The following is an 18,007-nucleotide window of genomic DNA, read 5'->3' as shown; positions in this document are numbered from 1 at the left end:
GCGAGCTCGACGCCGTAGCCTTCCGCCTCGCCGGGGTGCGCCTACACTGGTGATCATGTCCGATACCCATGCCCCCGCAGACGGCGTCCCCGCCGATCGCCACGATCTGATCAGGGTCCGCGGAGCCCGGGAAAACAACCTGCAGGACCTCTGCCTCGACCTGCCGAAACGGCGGATCACCGTTTTCACGGGGGTCTCGGGATCGGGGAAGAGTTCGCTGGTCTTCGGGACCATCGCCGCCGAATCCCAGCGGATGATCAACGAAACCTACAGTGCCTTCGTCCAGGGCTTCATGCCCACGCTGGCCCGCCCCGACGCCGACGTCCTGGAGGGGCTGACCACGGCGATCATCGTCGACCAGGAGCGCATGGGCTCGAACCCGCGCTCGACCGTGGGCACCGCAACGGACGCCAATGCCTTGTTGCGCATCATCTTCAGCCGACTCGCCGAACCACGGATCGGTTCTCCGCAGGCCTACTCCTTCAACGTCGCCTCGATCAGTGGTGCCGGGGCGGTGACCATGGAACGCGGGGGCAGGAAGGTCAAGGAGCGCCGGGAATTCTCCGTCACCGGCGGGATGTGCCAGCTCTGCGAAGGATCCGGCACCGTCTCGGACTTCGATCTCACCCAGTTGTACGACGCCGACAGATCCCTCAACGAGGGGGCGCTGACGATTCCCGGCTACTCGATGCAGGGGTGGCACGGGCGCATCCTGCGGGGCTGCGGATGGTTCGACCCGGATCGGCCGATCCGTGAATTCACCGAGCAGGAACTCGAGGACCTGCTCCATCGGGAAGCCACCAGGATCAAGGTCGAAGGCATCAACCTCACCTATCTGGGTTTGATCCCACAAATCCGCAAATCCATGCTCTCCAAGGGCCTGGACGCCATGCAACCGCATATCCGTGCCTTCGTGGAGCGTGCCGTCACACTGACCGACTGCCCCGACTGCGGGGGAACCCGGTTGAGCCAGGCGGCCCGCTCCTCACGGATCCGGGGCCTGTCCATCGCCGAGGCCTGCGCGATGCAGATCAGTGATCTCGCCGACTGGGTCGGCACCCTGGACGAACCCTCGGTGGCACCGCTGCTGGATTCATTGGCTGGGCTGCTGGCCTCGTTCGTGGAGATCGGGTTGGGCTATCTCTGCCTGGATCGGCCCAGCGGAACCCTCTCGGGAGGCGAGGCCCAACGAACGAAGATGATCCGCCACCTGGGATCGGCGTTGACCGATGTCACCTATGTCTTCGACGAGCCCACCGTGGGCCTGCATCCCCACGACATCGCGCGCATGAACCAGCTGCTGATGCGCTTGCGGGACAAGGGCAACACCGTCCTGGTGGTGGAGCACAAACCGGAAATGATCGCCATCGCCGACCATGTGGTGGATCTGGGGCCGGGGGCAGGATCCGGGGGTGGGCTGCTCTGCTACGAGGGGGACCTCGAGGGCCTGCGCCGCAGCGACACCCCCACCGGCCGGCACCTGGGCTATGTGGCGGCACTGAAGGAGACGCCACGGCGGGGGTCGGGAACGCTGGAGATCCGGTCAGCGGACCACCACAACCTCCGCGACGTCGACGTGGATATTCCGCTGGGGGTCCTTTGCGTGATCACCGGGGTGGCAGGTTCGGGGAAGAGCTCGTTGATCCACGGTTCCATCGCCGGCCGGGAAGGGGTCGTCACCGTCGACCAAGGGGCCATCAAGGGTTCGCGACGCAGCAACCCGGCGACCTACACGGGATTGCTGGAGCCGGTCCGCAAGGCGTTCGCGAAAGCCAACGGGGTCAAACCGGCGCTGTTCAGCTCCAACTCGGAAGGTGCCTGCCCGGCCTGCAACGGAGCCGGGATCATCTTCACCGAACTGGGCGTCATGGCGACGGTGTCCACCGTGTGCGAGGAATGCGAGGGCCGGCGCTTCCAGACGTCGGTACTTGACTACCGGCTCGGTGGCTGCAACATCAGCGAGGTGCTGACCATGCCGGTCGATGAGGCATTGGGCTTCTTCGCCGCCGGTGAGGCCAGGGTTCCGGCAGCGGTCAGGATCCTTGAACGGCTGCGCGAGGTCGGACTGGGCTACCTGGCGTTGGGCCAACCGCTCACCACCCTCTCCGGCGGCGAACGGCAACGGCTCAAACTAGCCAGCCGGATGGGGGAGGAAGGCGGGATCTATGTTCTGGACGAGCCCACCTCGGGGCTGCATCTGGCCGACGTCGAACAGCTGCTGGGCCTGCTGGACCGACTGGTCGATGCGGGCAAGACCGTCATCGTGATCGAACACCACCAGGCCGTGATGGCCCACGCCGATTGGATCATCGACCTTGGGCCCGGGGCGGGACACGACGGCGGGACCCTGGTCTTCGAAGGGACCCCCGCCGAACTGGTGGCGGAGAGGGGAACGATCACCGGAGAACACCTGGCGGCCTACGTCCGCTCCTGAGGCCTGGTCCGTCAGGGAAGCTGCCACTCGGCGATGTCGGTGTCGGCATCGGCCAGCGTGAGCGATCCTTCCGGCTCGGGGATGTCCAGGACGAGGGTCCCATGGACCGAGGCGCCGGCCTTGAGCTCGGCGGGCAACGCCGTGCCGGCATTCTGGCAGGAGGCGGCAGCGGTGGTGCCCAGATCGTCGTCGAACGGGACATTATCGGTGGAGAAGAAGGACCACATCTGCGGGGAGAGGCGCAGCGGGCGCTGTGTCTCGTCGTCCGGGGCCGCGAAGGAGGCATCGATCTCCAGCACGGCGAAGGCGCCGTGATCGGGTTTCCCACCGTCGATCGGGCAGGTCTGCTCGACCGAGAGCGAGGTGACCGTCAAGGTGATTCGTGGTTCGGCTTCGGAACCCTGCAACGCCAGTTCGTCCCCCGGGGCGTAGAGGGGCAGACCGCGTTCACTGATGAGGCGCACCGGGGACTCATGGGCGGGGATGCTCGCCTCCGGGGCCCCGGAAGAGGAGGGGACCGTGTCGGCAGGGGTCCGCGTCACGGTCGGGGTGGCCTCATCCGGTGCGCCGGGATCGATCATGTTCCCGGCGGCGCAGCCGGTCAATAGTACGGCGATCGTCGTGATGCCGACCAGCCCCGTCAAGCGTGCGGCGGACCGTCCTGGATGCTCCAACATGCCCAACATTGTCTCCGACCGGACGCTGCTGTGTCGACACGGCCCCATGACGCGTAAACTCGGCCCCATGGTGCGTTTCTTCCTTCTGACCTTATTCGTCGTCCTGGCAGCGGCCGCCGTCGTGGCCGCCTCGTTCGGGACCACCGGCTGGGTTGTCCTGGGCGTGCTCGTGCTCCTGCTGGTCGGGCTGGGCCTGCATGACCTTTTCCAGACCAAGCATGCGATCCTGCGCAACTTCCCGGTGCTGGGACGCATGCGCTACCTGCTGGAGTCCATCCGCCCCGAGATCCAGCAGTACTTCATCGAGCGGAACACCGACGGCCGGCCCTTCGACCGGGACACGCGCTCGCTGATCTACACCCGCTCCAAGGGGGCCGATAGCCATAAGGCCTTCGGCACCGAACGTGATGTGAACTCGCAGGGCTACGAGTTCCTGCTGCACTCCAGCGCCCCGCTGGCCCCGCCCGAGGAGCACCACCGGGTGCGGATCGGCGGCCCGGATTGCCGCAAGCCCTATGACATCGCCCTGATGAACATCTCGTCGATGAGCTTCGGATCGTTGTCCAAGAATGCTGTCCAGGCGATGAACAAGGGCGCGGCCATGGGCGGATTCGTCCACGCCACCGGTGAGGGCGGTCTGACCAAGTACCACCTGGAGCACGGTGCCGACGTGTTCTGGGAAATCGGGTCGGGCTACTTCGGGTGCCGTGACGAACACGGCAGGTTCGCCCCGGAGACCTTCCGGACCAAGGCCGCCACCGACGCGGTCAAGGCCGTCACCATCAAGCTCAGCCAGGGCGCCAAGCCGGGCATCGGCGGCGTGCTGCCGAAGTCGAAGATCACCCCCGAAATCGCCGAGGCCCGCGGGATCCCCATGGACCGGGACTGCGTGTCCCCGGCCTCGCATTCAGCGTTCCACACCCCACGCGAGCTGATGGAATTCGTCGGAACGCTGCGCGAACTCACCGAGGGTAAACCGATCGGCTATAAGTTCTGCGTGGGTTCACGGACCGATGTCCTGGCCATGTGCAAGGCGATGCTCGATACCGGGATCACCCCGGACTACATCATCATCGACGGTTCCGAAGGTGGCACCGGTGCCGCCCCGTTGGAATACGAGGACCATATCGGCACCCCGCTGACCGAAGGCCTGATGCTGGTGCACAACGCACTGGTCGGTGCCGGTCTGCGGGACAGGATCCGCCTCGGTGCCGCCGGCAAGGTCGCCAGCGGCAGCGATATCGTCAAACGCCTCATCCAGGGCGCCGACTTCACCATGAGCGCCCGCTCGATGATGATGGCCACCGGCTGCATCCAGGCCCAGCTCTGCCACACCAACCGCTGCCCGGTCGGCGTCGCCACCCAGAACCCGCGGCTCATGCGGGCCGTCGACGTCGAGGACAAGGGCAACCGCGTCTACAACTACCAGAAGCTCACTGTCACCGAGGCCGAGCAGATCATGGCGTCCATGGGGGTCTCGACCCCGGCGAACCTGAACCAGCGGATGCTGCGCCGGCGGATCGACCATCTGACCACCAGCAGCTACGCCGCCCTGTACAACTGGTTGCGCCCCGGCGAGTTGTTGGAGGATCCGCCCCGGGGGTGGAGCGGGGACTGGGACGAGGCAGACGCCGACCATTTCGGCGAACATGCCCCCATCCCGTGGCTCCAGCCTTCGGGCGGCCCGGGAACCGGCGAGCCGGTCCGTTCCGGGGGACCACGGCGGGACCGGCCCGACATGGCGCGTTGGGATGAGACCAGTTCCATCGACCAGGTCCGGGTCGGCCCCTCGCGTGACGAGATGGATGACACCGACACCGGGAAGACCAAGCGGGTCGAAACCTCCGGCGTCCGCCCCGAATCCCGTCCCGGAGGCTAGCCGGGGATCCCCGGTCAGTCGACGGCGATGGCCGCGGCGATTTCCTGCTGGTCCACCTCTGCCGGATCCGTGGGGGACCACTGCGGCATGCGGTCCTTGTCGATGATCTGGGCGCGGATCCCTTCCGGTAGGTCGGGATGCTTCATCAGGTAGTCGGCCACCCGCAACTCCCGGGCCAGGGCCGAGGGCAGGTGGGCCTCGTCGCGGGCGGCACGGACCGCCCGCAGGGCCGTCTGTGTGGAGAGCGGGGAATTGCCCCGCAGGGCGGTGGCGGCCGTGGCGGCCCCCGGATAGGGGCTGGAATCGAGGCGTTCCAGGATGGCCGAGACGTCGTCGGCGGCGTAGGCCTGGTCGATCCATCCGGCCTCGGCCACCAGTGGCGCGGGCGGTGCCGGGGTGCCGTGGAGGATCTCCAGGGCGATGGAGACCTCCCCGGCCGGCAGCCCCACCAGATCGGGCAGCGCCGACAGGACCTCCTCGAAGGAGTCCTCGGAGATGCAGAAGTCGGCGAAGCCGGCATGGATCGCGTCCCCGGCCCCCATGGTCGAGGCGGTCAGGGCCAGATGCTCACCGAGCCGTCCGGGCGCCAGCCCCAGCAGGTGGGTTCCGCCCACGTCGGGGGAGTAGCCGATCCGTGCTTCGGGCATGGCGATGGAGGAGCGCGGGGTGACGATGCGGATCCCGGCGTGTCCGGCCAACCCGACCCCGCCACCCATGCACACCCCGTCCATGTAGGCGAGGACCGGTTTCGGGTAGGCGGCGATGAGTCCATCGAGGCGGAACTCCTCGGCCAGGAACGACAGGAACTCATGCTGCTTGCCGGTGGTGATGGCCGTATGGAAGGCCACGATGTCCCCTCCGGCACAGAATCCACGGGTCCCGGCCCCACGCAGTACGACGATGCCGACCTCGGGGTCCTCACGCCATAGCTCGAGCTGGTCGGTCAGGATCTTGACCATCCCCCGGGTGAGGGCATTGATCTGTCGAGGACGGTTCAACGTCAGCAGGCCGATGCCGTCCATGACCTCGACCAGGACGTCGTCATCGTCCGCGGCATTCGTTCCGTTGGTCAGTGTCATCGAAACCAGTCCCCTTGGTGCATCCTGCGTTGTTCCCATTCATTGAAGCTACCGCTCCCGGCGGGTGGAATCCCGAAGGCGGGCCATCGTGCCCGGCTGTGTCCCGTGGCTGCCGACCGAGGAAGGCCCGGGCCGGCTCAGGGGACGATGCTGATCTTGCGTAGCTCGGCGGCCAGCTTGTCCATGAAGACATCGACCTTGGGGCTTCTGGAATTGCCCAGTTGCAGGGCGAAGATGCTACGGGCCAACCGGATCTCTGGAACATCCAGGACCACCAGCCCGGGGGGACGTTGCTGCATCGCCAGCGCCGGGACCAGGGCGGCCCCGAGACCGGCTCCGGCCAGATGCAGCGAGGCGTTGAAATCGTCGCAGTAGGCCACCACCCGCGGGTGCAGGTCGCAGGAGGCGAAGAGGCGGGAGATCACGGTGGCATCCGAGGTGCCGGCGTGGTGCATGATCCACGGCATATCGGCCAATTGGGCGGCGGAGACCTGGGCCCCCTCGGCGATCTTCCAGGACGCCGGGACGACCACGCGGAAATCGTCGTCGCCCAACCATTGCCGGTCCATGGTGCCGGGCCATCCCAGCCCTGTCTGGCCGACCTGGAAGACCAGGGCCAGATCCAGTTCGTTGCCGCTTTGCAGGCTGGCGATCGTCTGGTGCGGCTCCCCGACGCTGATGCGCAGGTTGATCCCCAGGTCGTTCCAGCCGGAGGAGCCCAGCAGCCGGGGCAGGGCGAAGGTGGCCAGCGAAGGGAAGATCCCCAGCCGCAGCTCCTCGACGGGGTGCTCCCCGGGCCGGCCGGCCGCCGTCGTGCTCGCCGCCAGGAGGGCGTCGATGTCGGTCAGGACCTTGCGGGCGTGCCGGGCCATCGTCGTGGCCGCTTCGGTCGGCTCGATGGCCCGGGCCGAACGCCGGAAGAGCGCGACGCCGGTATCGCGTTCCAGCGCCGTCATCTGTTGGGAGACGGCGGATGCCGTATAGCCGAGGGGGACCGCGGCCGCGGCAAAGGAGCCGTGCGCGATGACTTCCAGCAGGGTGTGCAGATGCACCGGGTTGACCAACAGCACTCCTGGGTGTCGAGGTGGGGGACAGCAAGCAATGTTATGCCATGCTAGTCTTCGTCGTCCTCCCGCTCGGCTTCCTGCTCATCGTCGAGTTCCCATTGCGAGGCCAGCGTCTCGTCCTCGGAGTCGCCCTCCACGGACTCCCCGCCGTCCTCCAGATCATCCACGACCAGATAGCTGTGTCGGCGCAACGGGTCGATGCGGTCCATGGTCTCCGGGTTGTCCGAGGAGCCGTCCTCGGGGGTGCCGTAGCGCCCGTCTTCGGGCTCATCGAGATCGTCGTCGGGCTGTTCGTCGAACACCGTCTCGTCGTAGATTCCGCTCATGGCCGTCGCCCTCCTGGTCCGCGTGCCGGGCCTGATGCCCGGGGCACGTCTGACTCCTCCAGCGTAGGACGTGGGGCCCGCAATGGGAACGGGCCTCAGCCGGTCAGCCCCATGGCCTGGGCGGTGAGCTTGATCGAGGTGAGCCGGTCGGCCGCCGTGGAGGCGTTGTGGACGGTGATCAGTTCGTCGGCGCGGGCGCTGTGGGCGAAACCCTCGAGGTAGTCCTTCACGGCGTCCGGGGTGCCGACGGCGGTGTACGCCATCATCTTCAGGATCTGCTCGCCCGCGGCGGACTCCATCAACAGGTCGATCTCGGGTTCGGTGAAGGGGACCTCCCGGCCGCGACCGAGGAACATGGCGACCCGGTCGCGCCGGGACTGCTCCATCTGGGCCTGGGCCTGCTGGTTGGTTTCGGCGGCCACGACCCCCACCCCGGCGATGACATGCGGTTCCGCCAGCTGCTCGGAGGGCTGGAAGTTGTCCCGGTAGGCCGCGACGGCCGCATGCAGGGCATCGGGGGCGAAATGCGAGGCAAAGGAGTAGGGCAGTCCGAGCTGGGCGGCCAGCTGGGCTCCGAACAGGCTCGAACCCAGGATGTACAGCGGCACGTTGGTCCCGGCCCCGGGGACGGCGGACACCGTGGGGATCCGGGAGTTCCCGGTGAGGTAGCCCTGCAGTTCGAGGACATCGTGGGGGAAGGCGTCCGCTGCCGCCGGATCACGGCGCAGCGCACGGAACGTGGCCTGGTCGGTTCCCGGGGCACGCCCCAGCCCGAGGTCGATGCGCCCGGGGAACAAGGTCTCCAGGGTCCCGAACTGTTCGGCGATGACCAGTGGGGAGTGGTTGGGCAGCATCACCCCGCCGGAACCGAGCCGGATCGTGGAGGTCTGCTGGGCGATATGGCCGATCAGGACCGAGGTGGCGCTGGAGGCGATGTTGGCCATGTTGTGGTGCTCGGCATACCAGATGCGCGTGTAGCCTGCGGCTTCGGCGGTCTGCGCCAGTTCGACGGACCCCCGGAAGGTGTCGGCGATGGAGCTTCCTGCGGAAACGGAAGCAAGGTCAAGAAGGGAAAGGGGAATACTCACACCGGCGTCAACCCGTTCGCGGCCCCGAACATTCCCCGGGGGCGCCGCCCTCAGGCCCCGGCGATGAAATCCTCCACCCACCGGGCCGTGGCGGCCAGTCCGCCGAAGGTATAGAAGTGCAGTCGCACCTCACCGTGGGTCGGCGGGTCCAGGCCGGCGGCCAGATGGTGGACGAACCGGTCCGGCCCCGCGGTGCCCAGCAGGTTGGCCAGCGAGAAACCGTATTGTTGGGCGATTCCCGCCGAGGACGAGATGCCGAAGCGGCGGGCGTAGCTCAGTAGGCGCCTGATGCCGGCCGGGCCGGGCACGCCGATCCTGACGGGCAGGTCGATGCCGCGACGGCGCAGCTCGGCCAGCCAGGAGAGCACCGCGCGCGAGTCGAAGCCGAACTGGGTGATGATGGACCCCGACAACGAGGCCTCCTGCAGCGCGGTCGCCTTGTTCTGGAGGGAGGCCCATAAGGTCGCGTCATCGATGTCCGGATGCCCCTCGGGGTAGCCGGCGATGGCGACCGCTCCCACGCCGTGGGCCTGCAGGCGCCCGGAGGTGATCAGGGACAAGGCATCGGGGAACGGGCCCAGTGGCTCCACCGGATCCCCACCGACGACGAAGACGTCGGTGACCTGGGCCTGCCCGACCAGCAGGTCGAGGAATTCGTCGAGTTCAGCCCCGGAGACCAGCCGACGGGCGGAAATATGGGGGACCGGTTCGAGCCCGGCGGCGCGGACATCGGCCGCGGCAGCGACGCGCAGCCCGGTCTCCTCGTTGCCCAGGAACGTGACGTTGACGCGGGTCCGGGGCGGGAGGGATCCTGCGGCTTCGGCCAGGGAACGCCGGTCCTTGCCGGTCATTTCCAAGGAGAATCCGCGCACCAGTTCGAGGCCGGGGGGAGGGGGAGACTCCGCGGGGGAGGTCATGGGCGGTCCTTCGTCTGGGATCCCCAACGTATCCATGACCCGGGGTGTTCGTCCAGAGTGCGTCCGGACCAAAAGAAATGGTGGCATCCCCGCGGGGATGCCACCATTTCCAGGTGTTCACATCGGCCCGTTAGGGCCTCATGAAAGACTTAGACAGTGCGGATGTCCGTGGCCTGCAGGCCCTTCTGGCCCTGGGTCACCTCGAACTCAACGCGCTGGCCCTCTTCGAGGGAGCGGAAGCCGTTCGACTGGATCGCGGAGTAGTGCGCGAACACGTCGTCCGAGTTGTCGTCGGGGGCGATGAAGCCGAAGCCCTTTTCAGCGTTGAACCACTTGACGGTACCAATTGCCATGATATGTGTCCTTTCGAGACTGTCCGCAGGGGACGTAGGGGTTGTCACCATCGGACTTGACGGTGACATGCAGCTACGAGTATTTACCGCGAGTCAAAAAGAGACACTCCCCGCGAACGGGGCCTTGACACTGAAATTACTGCGAGAAAACTACGACTACGCCTTCTACGATACGCGAGATCACGCCAAGAACCTATTGGATGGTCAAATTCTTTGGGATTTCTTCGGTGGGTGGGTCGGAGAGGGCCTCCACGCCGGGCTCCTCCGAGGTTCCCGGGCCGGTTTCCTGCGGGGGCTCGAGGGGGTTCCCTGCCTCCGGGATCCTGTCCCTCAGGGCGAAGCGGACGACCAGCAATGCGGCGACCATGAGGCCCACGGCGATGGCCGCGGTGATCGTGACGCCTCCATCGAAGGCCCGTGCCGCGGATTCGGCCAGTCCGCTGGCCGCGGAGCCGGGGGGCATCGAATCGGCGACGTCGTTGGCCCCGGCCAATGTCTGCCGGGCGCGGTCTGCCGCGTCCGCGTCCAGCGAGGACGGGATGGCTACGCCCCGGCTGTAGGCGGCGTTGAGGATGCTCCCCAGGACCGCGGTGCCCAGCACCGACCCGACTTCGTAGGCGGTCTCCGAGATGGCCGCAGCTGATCCCGCACGGGCCGGCGGAACCGCCGAGAGGGCCAGGTCGTTGGAGATCGTCTCGGCCAGGCCGACCCCGATGCCCAGGACGCAGAAGGCCAGCAGCAGGCCCCCCAACGATCCGGAACGTCCCAGCACCACGACCAGGGCATAGGCCATGGCGTTGAAGGCCAGACCGGTCATGACCACCCCGGCGGGCCCGATCCGCTTGACCAACGGCACGGCGACGAATCCGAAGACGACCGTCAACACCAGGCCGGGGATCATGAAGAGCCCCGCCTCCATCGGCGACAGGCCGGCGATGAGTTGCAGATGCTGTGAAAGGAAGTAGATGAATCCCACCAGCGCGAAGACGCTGAAGAGATTCACCACCAGGGCAGCGGAGAAGACGGGGTTGCAGAACAACCGGACGTCGAGCATGGGGGAGCTGCTGCGCAACTGACGGCGCACGAAGGTGGTGCCGCAGGCCAGCCCCAGGGAGATCGCCACGATCCCCACGGCCAGGGATCCGGCGCCCGTCACCGATTTGATGCCGTACACGATCGGCAGCAGGGTCCCCACGGCCAGCAGGATGCTCGGTGGGTCCATGCGCCCCGGGTGGGGGTCGCGGGATTCGGGGATGAGGAACGGGCCCAGGACGATCAAGGGCAGGAGCATCGGGATGGCCATCAGGAAGATCGAGCCCCACCAGAAGTGCTCCAGCAGCCAGCCGCCCAGGACCGGCCCCAGTGCCGCGCCTCCGGAAAAGGCCGAAGCCCAGGCGGCGATGGCGGTGCGGCGTTCGGAGTCGTCGGTGAAGATGTTCCGGATGAGCGACAAGGTCGCCGGCATGAGCATGGAGCCGAAGACTGCCATGAGGGCCCGCGCGGCGATGAGCAGCGTGGCGTCGGGGACGAAGGCGGCCGCCGCCGAGACCAGGCCGAAGCCCGCCCCGCCGATCAGCAGCAGCTTCCGTCGGCCGATCCGGTCACCGAGACTCCCCATGGGAACCAGCAGGCCGGCCAGCACCAGGGGATAGATGTCGATGATCCATAGCAGTTGGGTCGACGAGGGCTCCAGGGCCCGGGACAGCGAGGGGACGGCGAAGCTGAGCACGGTGTTGTCGACGGCGACCAGCAACACCGGGAACATCAGTACGGCCAGGGCGGCCCAACGGCGCGCTCGTCCGGGGTGCAGGCTTCGGGTCTGCCGGTCGTCCAACGCGCTCATGCCGGTGTCCTTGGGGTGGGGAGGAATCTCCCGAGTAACTGTACCGTCCGGACGGTATGGAGTCCATATGATGTCGATGACGGCGGAGGCGGTCGAAAACGCTAGAGTCGAAGGCATGTCCAGACCACCAACAGCACGGGAGAAAATCCTCGACGCCTATGCGGCCCTGCTGCGCAGCGATGGCGAACGGGCGGCGACGATGGACGCGACCGCGGCACTGGCCGGTGTCTCCAAGGGCGGGCTGCTGTACCACTTTCCTTCCAAGGACGCCCTCGCCGAAGCCGTCATCGAACGTCTGCTGGACGCCGCGCAGCAGGATAGCGAACGCATGGAAGCCGCCCCCGAGGGGGCCGCCCGGTACTATGTGCGCACCTCCACGGTCGAGGAAACCGAATTCGATTCCTTCTACCAGGCCGTCGTCCGTCTGGCGGCGGGGGCCCATGCCCCGGCGGTCGCCGCCCTGGACCAGGTGCACGGCGACTGGGAGCGACTGGTGCGCGAAGACGTCGCCGACCCGCATGCCGCCGAAGCCATCATGCTGATCGGTGAAGGCCTCTATTACCATTCGACGATGCCCGGCACCTGGTCCCGTTCCCTGGTCGGCAGTGATATCGGCGCCCTGCTCGAGCAGGTCGACCGGCTCAAGGAAGGCCACTGATGGCCTTGAAGCTCAAGTCCCGGCCATGGAAGGGGCGCATCGCCGCTCTGGTGGGGATCATGCTCATGGCCCTGAGCGTGCGTGCCGCCGTCGTTTCGGTTCCGCCGCTTTTGGACCTCATCGGCCCGGAGCTGGGCTTCACCGCCTTCAGTACCGGACTCTTGGCCATGCTGGCCCCGATCATCTTCGGAATCTCGGGGCTGTTCACCCCGCGGATGATAGCCATGCTGGGACTGGAACGGACCCTGTTGCTTTCGGTGGCACTGGCCATCGTCGGACAGGCGGGCCGGGCCTTCGTGGGGGACGTGACCTCCTTCCTGCTGCTCTCCGCGCTGACGATGATCGGCTACGGCATGGGCAACGTGGTTCTGCCGCCACTGGTGAAGAAATACTTCGCGGATAAGATCTCCACCGTCACCTCCGGCTACGTGACCCTGATCGCGATCGGCACCGCCATGAGCCCCATGTTCGCGGTCCCGCTCGAGCAGGTGTCCAACTGGCGGTTCTCCATCGGCTTCTGGACCCTGGCCAGCGCCGTCGTCCTGGTGCCCTGGTTCATCCAGTTCGCGGCCGACCGGCGCCGGCGGGGCGCGGAGGCGGCAGAACATGCCCGGATGGCGGCGGCAGAGACCCCGGCCGAAACCAAAAGCCGACTCGCCGGCGTCGTCGCGGTGGAAGCGGACCGCAGGATCAACCCCTGGCGCTCCCGGGTCGCCTGGGGCCTGGCCATCTTCCTGGCCGGGAACTCCGGACAGACCTACGTCTACTTCACCTGGCTTCCGCCCTATCTCATCGGCGAGGGGATCTCCCCGGCCGTGGCCGGCAGCGCGCTGGCCTACTTCGCGGTCCTTGGACTACCGGTGAGCCTGCTGGTGCCGCTGGTGGTCCCGCGGATGCGCCAACCCATCTACGCCGTCGGCTTCTTCGTCCTGCTCTGGGTCATCGGGCATCTGGGCATGTACTTCCTCCCGACCCAGGGGACCTGGTGGTGGATCACCTCGGCCGGGCTCGGGCAGGGAACGTTCGCCATGGCGCTGCTGATGATCAACCTGCGTTCGCGCACGACCTATGGATCCGGGGTGCTGGCAGGATTCAGCCAGGGCCTGGGCTACGTCGGCGCCGCGATCGCCCCGCTGCTTTTCGGGGTCGTCCACGAGGCCACCGGCGGCTGGGGCGCCTCCTTCGGAATGCTGGGAATCTGCCTGGTGGTCATGGTGGCCGGTGCCTTCATGATCAACGGGCCCCGGCAGATCGAGGACGACGCCGAAGCCGCCCGGACACCCGAACGCGTCTAGTCCCCGGCAGCCGCCCGGGACAGGACCTTGTGCAGGGTGTTCAGGTTCCGCGTGGTCAAGGACGCCTTGTGCTGCGGGCGGGCCAGGACCTTGGCAAGCGGTGAGCTCAGCGATTCGCCGCGGGGAACCTGCCAATACAGCACCGAGTCCCCGGTGGCGAAGCTCTCCCCGTCGGCGGGCCGTGGGGCCGCAGCCATGACCGAGGCCACGGCTGTCTCGGAGGCGGCCAGGACCACGTAGTCGTGCCGGGGAACCCCGTCGTCGATCGGGGGAAAGGGGTAGGCCCCGACCAACGCCGCCACCCGGGCCGTCGTCGTGGCGACGACCCGCGCCGGATAGCCGAAGCGCTCGCCCAACAGGGCCTCCAGCGCCGTCCCCAGGGAGCCGGCGTCGTCTTCGTCGGCATCGAGCACCACGTTCCCCGAAGCCAGCACGGTGATGACCCGTCGATATCCGGCAGCAGCCAGCGCGGCAGCCAGGTCCTTCATGGTGATGCGGACCCCGCCGACGTTGATGCCACGGAGGAAGACGGCAAAGCGTGTCATGAGTCCATCCTGCCTCGGCCGGTTCGACGGCGGAAGGCCCACCGGTAGGCTCGTATGTCATGAGTATTCGTGCATCATACGGCTCCTGGCCCTCACCACTCACCGCGGCATCACTGATCGCCACCCGTAGGCCGGTGGGCTTCCCCCGGTTCGTGGCCGACGTGGTCTGGTGGGTTGAAGGTCGCCCGGAAGAAGGCGGACGCAACACCATCATGGCCGACGGGGACCCGCAGGTGGAGTTGCTTCCAGCGCCCTACAATGTCCGCAGCCGGGTCCACGAATACGGGGGCGCGGCCTGGGCCCCGCTGGCCGACTCCGCCCAAACCGGCCGCTTCGTCTTCACGAACTTCGCTGATCAGCGAGTCCATTTGCGAGGACCCGCGGGCATCAGTGCCCTGACCCCCGATTCCCGGCCCGGCGGTCAGACGGACCCGCAACTGCGCTTCGCCGAGTTCGTCCCCTCCGCGGATGCCGGCGAGATGCTCGCCGTCTGCGAGGATCTCAGCGGGCCCGCCCCGGAACGCTACATCGTCGCCATCCCGCTGGACGGCAGTGCCGCCCAGGATGCGTCGCGGCTGCGCCGGGTGACGCCGCCGTCCCGGTTCGTCGCCTATCCCCGGCTCAGCCCCGATGCCCGGCGGATCGCCTGGATCAGCTGGGAACACCCGCAGATGCCCTGGGACGGGACCGTCCTGCATGTCGGGGAACTCGACGACGCAGGGATCGTGTCCTCGGTGACTGAGCTGGCCGGTTCGGTGGCTGAATCCGTACTGCAACCCGAATGGCTCGACGCCGGGGCCCTGGCCTTCATTTCGGACCGCTCGGGCTGGTGGAACCTCTACAGGCAAGACGTCGACGCCGGGACGGCCCGGGCGCTGTGCCCACGCGAGGAGGAATTCGCCGAACCCCTGTGGCAGATCGGCAGCACCTGGTATTCGGTGCTCGAGGACGGGAGGATCCTGGCCGCCCATGGCACCCACGGGATGCGGCTGGGCGTGCTCGATCCACGGACAGGGACCCTGGAGGACCTCGAGGCCGTGCTGACCCATGCCCTGCCCATCGAGATCCACGACGAGGGCACCGGCCCACAGGTCCTCACCGTGTCGCAGAACTCGACCGAAGGCAACGGCATCCGGGTGCTCGATCTGGCTTCCTGCCAGATGAGGACCATCCGCCGGTCGCTGGCGGAACTCCCCGACCCCGGGGTGCTGCCGACCGGACGGGCGATGGAGTTCACCGATGAAACCGGGACGGTGGTGCACGCGAACGTCTACGAACCGGCGCTTGCCGGATACCTGGGCGGTACGGACGAGAAACCCCCCTTCATCGCCATGGTGCATGGCGGCCCGACCGGACAGGCGCACATCGGCCTGTCGTTGGAGATCGCCTACTACACCAGCCGTGGGCTGGGCGTGGTGGACGTGAACTATGCGGGATCCAGCGGATTCGGTCGGGCCTACCGGGAACGGTTGGCCGGACAGTGGGGCGTCGCCGACGTCCAGGACACCGTCGCGGTGATGCGCGGCCTCGTGGATGCCGGGCTGGCCGATCCCGACCGGCTGGCCATCGAAGGCGGTTCGGCCGGCGGGTGGACCACCCTGGCCTGCCTGACCAACACCACGGCCTTCAGCGCCGGGATCTCGCGGTATGGGGTGGCCGATCTCGAGGCGCTCGTCGCCGATACCCACGATTTCGAAGCCCACTACATGGAGTCGTTGGTGGGCCCGTGGCCACAGGCCCGCGCACTGTATGTCGAACGGGCCCCCATCAACCACGTCGACGACCTGGACTGCCCGGTCCTGTTGCTCCAGGGCGACGAGGACAAGGTCGTCCCGCCGAACCAGTCGCAGAAGTTCGCCGACGCGCTGGCGGCCAAGGGGATCGAACATGCCTACGTGCTTTTTGCCGGGGAACAGCACGGGTTCCGGCAGGCAGCGAACATCGTACGCGCCCAGGAACTCTCCTTGGCGTTCTACGCCCACGTCTTCGGTTTCGACGCCGGGGTGGCACCCATCGAACTGACCGGCGGATCGACAGGGGCGGCATGAACGGCGGGCCGGGGACCCGCGGCAGCAGCGGCCCGGACGCCGGCGACGCGGTCACGGCCGTCGAGGCGATGGCCTACGGCATGGTGCAGGGGGTTGGATTCCGGTACCGGACCCGGCAGCGCGCCGAAGCCCTCGGGGTGGAAGGAAGCGCGCAGAACCTCCCCGACGGCAGCGTGTGCGTTACTGCGCAGGGTCCCGCGGCGGCGGTGGCCGCCCTGGCCGACTGGCTGCGTTCGCCCGATGCCCCGGGCCGGGTTGAACGCCTCGACGTCCGGCAGATCGAGGTGCGTGCCGGCCGCGGAGGCTTCGAGGTCGGCTGAGCCACCACGGCATACAGGCCGTTTCCTTCCCGTGGGAAGGAAACGGCCTGACGGGGTGTCTACTTGCGGGTGCGGATGAGTTTGCGGTTCACGAACTCCTCCATCCCGTATTTGCCCAGTTCCCGGCCGACGCCGGAGCGCTTGACCCCGCCGAAGGGCAACTCGGCGGCGGTCCCGCCGGGCTCGTTGATGAAGACCATTCCGGCGTCGATCTGATGCGCCACCCGCTGGGCCCGCTGGGGATCCTCGGTGAAGATGGACGAACCGAGTCCGAAGGGGGTGTCGTTGGCCAGGGCCACGGCATCCTCCTCGCTGGAGACCTTGAAGATCATGGCGACCGGGCCGAACAGTTCCTGATGGAACACCTCCATCTCATCGGTGACCCCGGTCAGCACGGTGGGCTGGAAGAAGGCTGAATCCTCGGCCACCTTGGAACCACCGACCAGTACCTTGGCCCCCTCGGCAATGGCCGAATCGACCTGCTTCTGCAGATTGTCCGCGGCCGACTGCGAGGACAGCGGGCCCACTGCCGTCTGGTCCTCGGTGGGATCCGACGGCGTGATGGCGCCGGCGGCCGCGGTGAACTTCTCGACGAAGTCGTCGTAGAGGTCCGCCATGACGATGAAGCGTTTGGCCGCGTTGCAGGCCTGGCCGCCATTGCCCATGCGGGCGTTGACGGCGCGTTTGACCGTCTTCTCCAGGTTTTCGGTATCGAGCAGGATGAACGGGTCGGAACCGCCCAGTTCCAGAACGACCTTCTTCAGGTTCCGGCCGGCGACTTCGGCCACCGCGGAACCGGCGCGCTCGGAACCGGTGAGCGATACGCCCTGGATCCGCGGATCGGCGATGAGCTCGGCGATCTGTTCGTTGGTGGCGAAGATGTTCACATAGGCCCCCTCGGGGGCTCCGGCATCGCGGAAGATCTGCTCCATGGCCACAGCCGATTCGGGGCACTGCGGGGCGTGCTTGAGCAGGATGGTGTTGCCGTTCATCAGGTTCGGGGCGGCGAACCGGGCAACCTGGTAGTACGGGAAGTTCCAGGGCATGATGCCCAGCAACACGCCCAGACCCTCCTTGCGCACCACGGCGGATCCGCCGGCGGCGACGTCGAGTTCCTCGTCGGCGAGGAAGCCGGGGCCGTTGGCGGCGTAGTACCGGTAGATGGAGGCGACGATGCCGATTTCGCCCTTGGCCTGCATGACGGGCTTGCCCATCTCACGGGTGATGATCGCTGCCAGTTCGTCCCGGCGTTCCTCGTACAGGTCGGCGACGCGTCCGAGCAGGGCGGCCCTGTCGTCCACCGAGGTGTTCCGCCAGGTGGCGAAGGAGGCATGGGCGCCGGCGAGGGCTTCCTGCAGGGCCGCGTCGGTGAAGGTCTCGTATTCCTTCTCGACTTCTCCGGTGGCTGGGTTGGTGACGGCGTACATGCTCAACGTGGTCTCCTTCGGTGGGGGACGATCAATCGTGGCCGTTGTCCT

At 67.4% G+C, this 18,007-nt stretch carries 16 protein-coding genes; 6 read left to right on the top strand and 10 right to left on the bottom strand.

The genetic code is table 11. The annotated features are described in order from the left end of the window. Positions 1–55: 55 nt before the first annotated feature. On the top strand, positions 56–2,434 hold the full coding sequence (locus AC3ZI9_RS14565; protein ID WP_444553799.1) for an ATP-binding cassette domain-containing protein: 2,379 nt from the start codon (positions 56–58) through the stop codon (positions 2,432–2,434). An 11-nt stretch (positions 2,435–2,445) separates the two neighbouring features. Here AC3ZI9_RS14565 and AC3ZI9_RS14560 read toward each other — a convergent pair whose 3' ends face one another. Further along, positions 2,446–3,111 carry a hypothetical protein gene (locus AC3ZI9_RS14560; protein ID WP_444553798.1) on the bottom strand — a complete coding sequence of 222 codons (666 nt, stop codon included), beginning with the start codon at positions 3,109–3,111 and terminating at the stop codon, positions 2,446–2,448. Positions 3,112–3,157: 46 nt separating this feature from the next. Between AC3ZI9_RS14560 and AC3ZI9_RS14555 the strand changes: the two genes are divergently transcribed. Then, positions 3,158–4,990, top strand: a complete 1,833-nt coding sequence (locus tag AC3ZI9_RS14555) for an FMN-binding glutamate synthase family protein (protein WP_444553797.1) — start codon at positions 3,158–3,160, stop codon at positions 4,988–4,990. 14 nt (positions 4,991–5,004) lie between these two features. Here AC3ZI9_RS14555 and AC3ZI9_RS14550 read toward each other — a convergent pair whose 3' ends face one another. The 7 genes from AC3ZI9_RS14550 to AC3ZI9_RS14520 form a co-directional block, all read right to left on the bottom strand. Beyond that, on the bottom strand, positions 5,005–6,108 hold the full coding sequence (locus AC3ZI9_RS14550) for an enoyl-CoA hydratase/isomerase family protein (RefSeq protein ID WP_444566791.1): 1,104 nt from the start codon (positions 6,106–6,108) through the stop codon (positions 5,005–5,007). 98 nt (positions 6,109–6,206) lie between these two features. Then, a complete protein-coding gene (locus AC3ZI9_RS14545) occupies positions 6,207–7,133 on the bottom strand; it encodes a LysR family transcriptional regulator (RefSeq protein ID WP_444553917.1) in 927 nt (308 codons plus the stop codon). Positions 7,134–7,183: 50 nt separating this feature from the next. Beyond that, entirely contained in the window at positions 7,184–7,462 is a 279-nt protein-coding gene (locus tag AC3ZI9_RS14540; RefSeq protein ID WP_444553795.1) for a hypothetical protein, read from the bottom strand. 95 nt (positions 7,463–7,557) lie between these two features. Next, a complete protein-coding gene (locus tag AC3ZI9_RS14535; protein WP_444553794.1) occupies positions 7,558–8,550 on the bottom strand; it encodes an LLM class flavin-dependent oxidoreductase in 993 nt (330 codons plus the stop codon). 50 nt (positions 8,551–8,600) lie between these two features. Beyond that, on the bottom strand, positions 8,601–9,467 hold the full coding sequence (locus AC3ZI9_RS14530) for a methylenetetrahydrofolate reductase (protein ID WP_489923711.1): 867 nt from the start codon (positions 9,465–9,467) through the stop codon (positions 8,601–8,603). Between the two features lie 149 nt (positions 9,468–9,616). After that, a complete protein-coding gene (locus AC3ZI9_RS14525) occupies positions 9,617–9,820 on the bottom strand; it encodes a cold-shock protein (protein WP_086995297.1) in 204 nt (67 codons plus the stop codon). A 193-nt stretch (positions 9,821–10,013) separates the two neighbouring features. After that, positions 10,014–11,663, bottom strand: coding sequence for an MFS transporter (locus AC3ZI9_RS14520; RefSeq protein WP_444553792.1), 1,650 nt, complete (start codon positions 11,661–11,663; stop codon positions 10,014–10,016). A gap of 115 nt (positions 11,664–11,778) precedes the next feature. Here AC3ZI9_RS14520 and AC3ZI9_RS14515 point away from each other — a divergent pair, with 115 nt between their 5' ends. Together AC3ZI9_RS14515 and AC3ZI9_RS14510 are read left to right on the top strand one after the other, a co-directional pair. After that, positions 11,779–12,321 (top strand): TetR/AcrR family transcriptional regulator, encoded by a 543-nt coding sequence (locus AC3ZI9_RS14515; RefSeq protein WP_444553791.1) that lies wholly within the window; start codon positions 11,779–11,781, stop codon positions 12,319–12,321. Further along, the gene (locus AC3ZI9_RS14510; protein WP_444553790.1) at positions 12,321–13,616 is read left to right on the top strand and encodes an MFS transporter; all 1,296 of its coding nucleotides are present in this window, start codon (positions 12,321–12,323) and stop codon (positions 13,614–13,616) included. The genes AC3ZI9_RS14515 and AC3ZI9_RS14510 overlap by 1 nt, the downstream gene beginning before the upstream one ends. Here AC3ZI9_RS14510 and AC3ZI9_RS14505 read toward each other — a convergent pair. Next, complete coding sequence (locus tag AC3ZI9_RS14505) at positions 13,613–14,161, bottom strand: DUF1697 domain-containing protein (protein WP_444566794.1); 549 nt, start codon at positions 14,159–14,161, stop codon at positions 13,613–13,615. The genes AC3ZI9_RS14510 and AC3ZI9_RS14505 overlap by 4 nt on opposite strands. Positions 14,162–14,220: 59 nt before the next feature. On the opposite strand from AC3ZI9_RS14505, the gene AC3ZI9_RS14500 reads away from it, so the two are divergent. After that, positions 14,221–16,209, top strand: a complete 1,989-nt coding sequence (locus AC3ZI9_RS14500) for a S9 family peptidase (protein ID WP_444566795.1) — start codon at positions 14,221–14,223, stop codon at positions 16,207–16,209. 80 nt (positions 16,210–16,289) lie between these two features. Next, complete coding sequence (locus AC3ZI9_RS14495) at positions 16,290–16,529, top strand: acylphosphatase (protein ID WP_489923710.1); 240 nt, start codon at positions 16,290–16,292, stop codon at positions 16,527–16,529. A 59-nt stretch (positions 16,530–16,588) separates the two neighbouring features. On the opposite strand, the gene AC3ZI9_RS14490 is transcribed toward AC3ZI9_RS14495, so the two are convergent. Beyond that, the gene (locus AC3ZI9_RS14490) at positions 16,589–17,962 is read right to left on the bottom strand and encodes an NAD-dependent succinate-semialdehyde dehydrogenase (protein ID WP_444553786.1); all 1,374 of its coding nucleotides are present in this window, start codon (positions 17,960–17,962) and stop codon (positions 16,589–16,591) included. Positions 17,963–18,007: the final 45 nt, after the last annotated feature.

Source organism: Arthrobacter sp. AOP36-F1-5 (genome assembly GCF_058137995.1).
Note: the sequence above shows the minus strand (reverse complement) of the source record. Positions and strands in the feature narration are given on the sequence as shown.

Coding starts and splice junctions, on each gene's coding strand:
- AC3ZI9_RS14565 (WP_444553799.1), top strand. CDS start 56: ATGTCCGATACCCATGCCCCCGCAGACGGCGTCCCCGCCGATCGCCAC.
- AC3ZI9_RS14560 (WP_444553798.1), bottom strand. CDS start 3,111: ATGTTGGAGCATCCAGGACGGTCCGCCGCACGCTTGACGGGGCTGGTC.
- AC3ZI9_RS14555 (WP_444553797.1), top strand. CDS start 3,158: ATGACGCGTAAACTCGGCCCCATGGTGCGTTTCTTCCTTCTGACCTTA.
- AC3ZI9_RS14550 (WP_444566791.1), bottom strand. CDS start 6,108: ATGGGAACAACGCAGGATGCACCAAGGGGACTGGTTTCGATGACACTG.
- AC3ZI9_RS14540 (WP_444553795.1), bottom strand. CDS start 7,462: ATGAGCGGAATCTACGACGAGACGGTGTTCGACGAACAGCCCGACGAC.
- AC3ZI9_RS14530 (WP_489923711.1), bottom strand. CDS start 9,467: ATGACCTCCCCCGCGGAGTCTCCCCCTCCCCCCGGCCTCGAACTGGTG.
- AC3ZI9_RS14525 (WP_086995297.1), bottom strand. CDS start 9,820: ATGGCAATTGGTACCGTCAAGTGGTTCAACGCTGAAAAGGGCTTCGGC.
- AC3ZI9_RS14520 (WP_444553792.1), bottom strand. CDS start 11,663: ATGAGCGCGTTGGACGACCGGCAGACCCGAAGCCTGCACCCCGGACGA.
- AC3ZI9_RS14515 (WP_444553791.1), top strand. CDS start 11,779: ATGTCCAGACCACCAACAGCACGGGAGAAAATCCTCGACGCCTATGCG.
- AC3ZI9_RS14510 (WP_444553790.1), top strand. CDS start 12,321: ATGGCCTTGAAGCTCAAGTCCCGGCCATGGAAGGGGCGCATCGCCGCT.
- AC3ZI9_RS14505 (WP_444566794.1), bottom strand. CDS start 14,161: ATGACACGCTTTGCCGTCTTCCTCCGTGGCATCAACGTCGGCGGGGTC.
- AC3ZI9_RS14500 (WP_444566795.1), top strand. CDS start 14,221: ATGAGTATTCGTGCATCATACGGCTCCTGGCCCTCACCACTCACCGCG.
- AC3ZI9_RS14495 (WP_489923710.1), top strand. CDS start 16,290: ATGGTGCAGGGGGTTGGATTCCGGTACCGGACCCGGCAGCGCGCCGAA.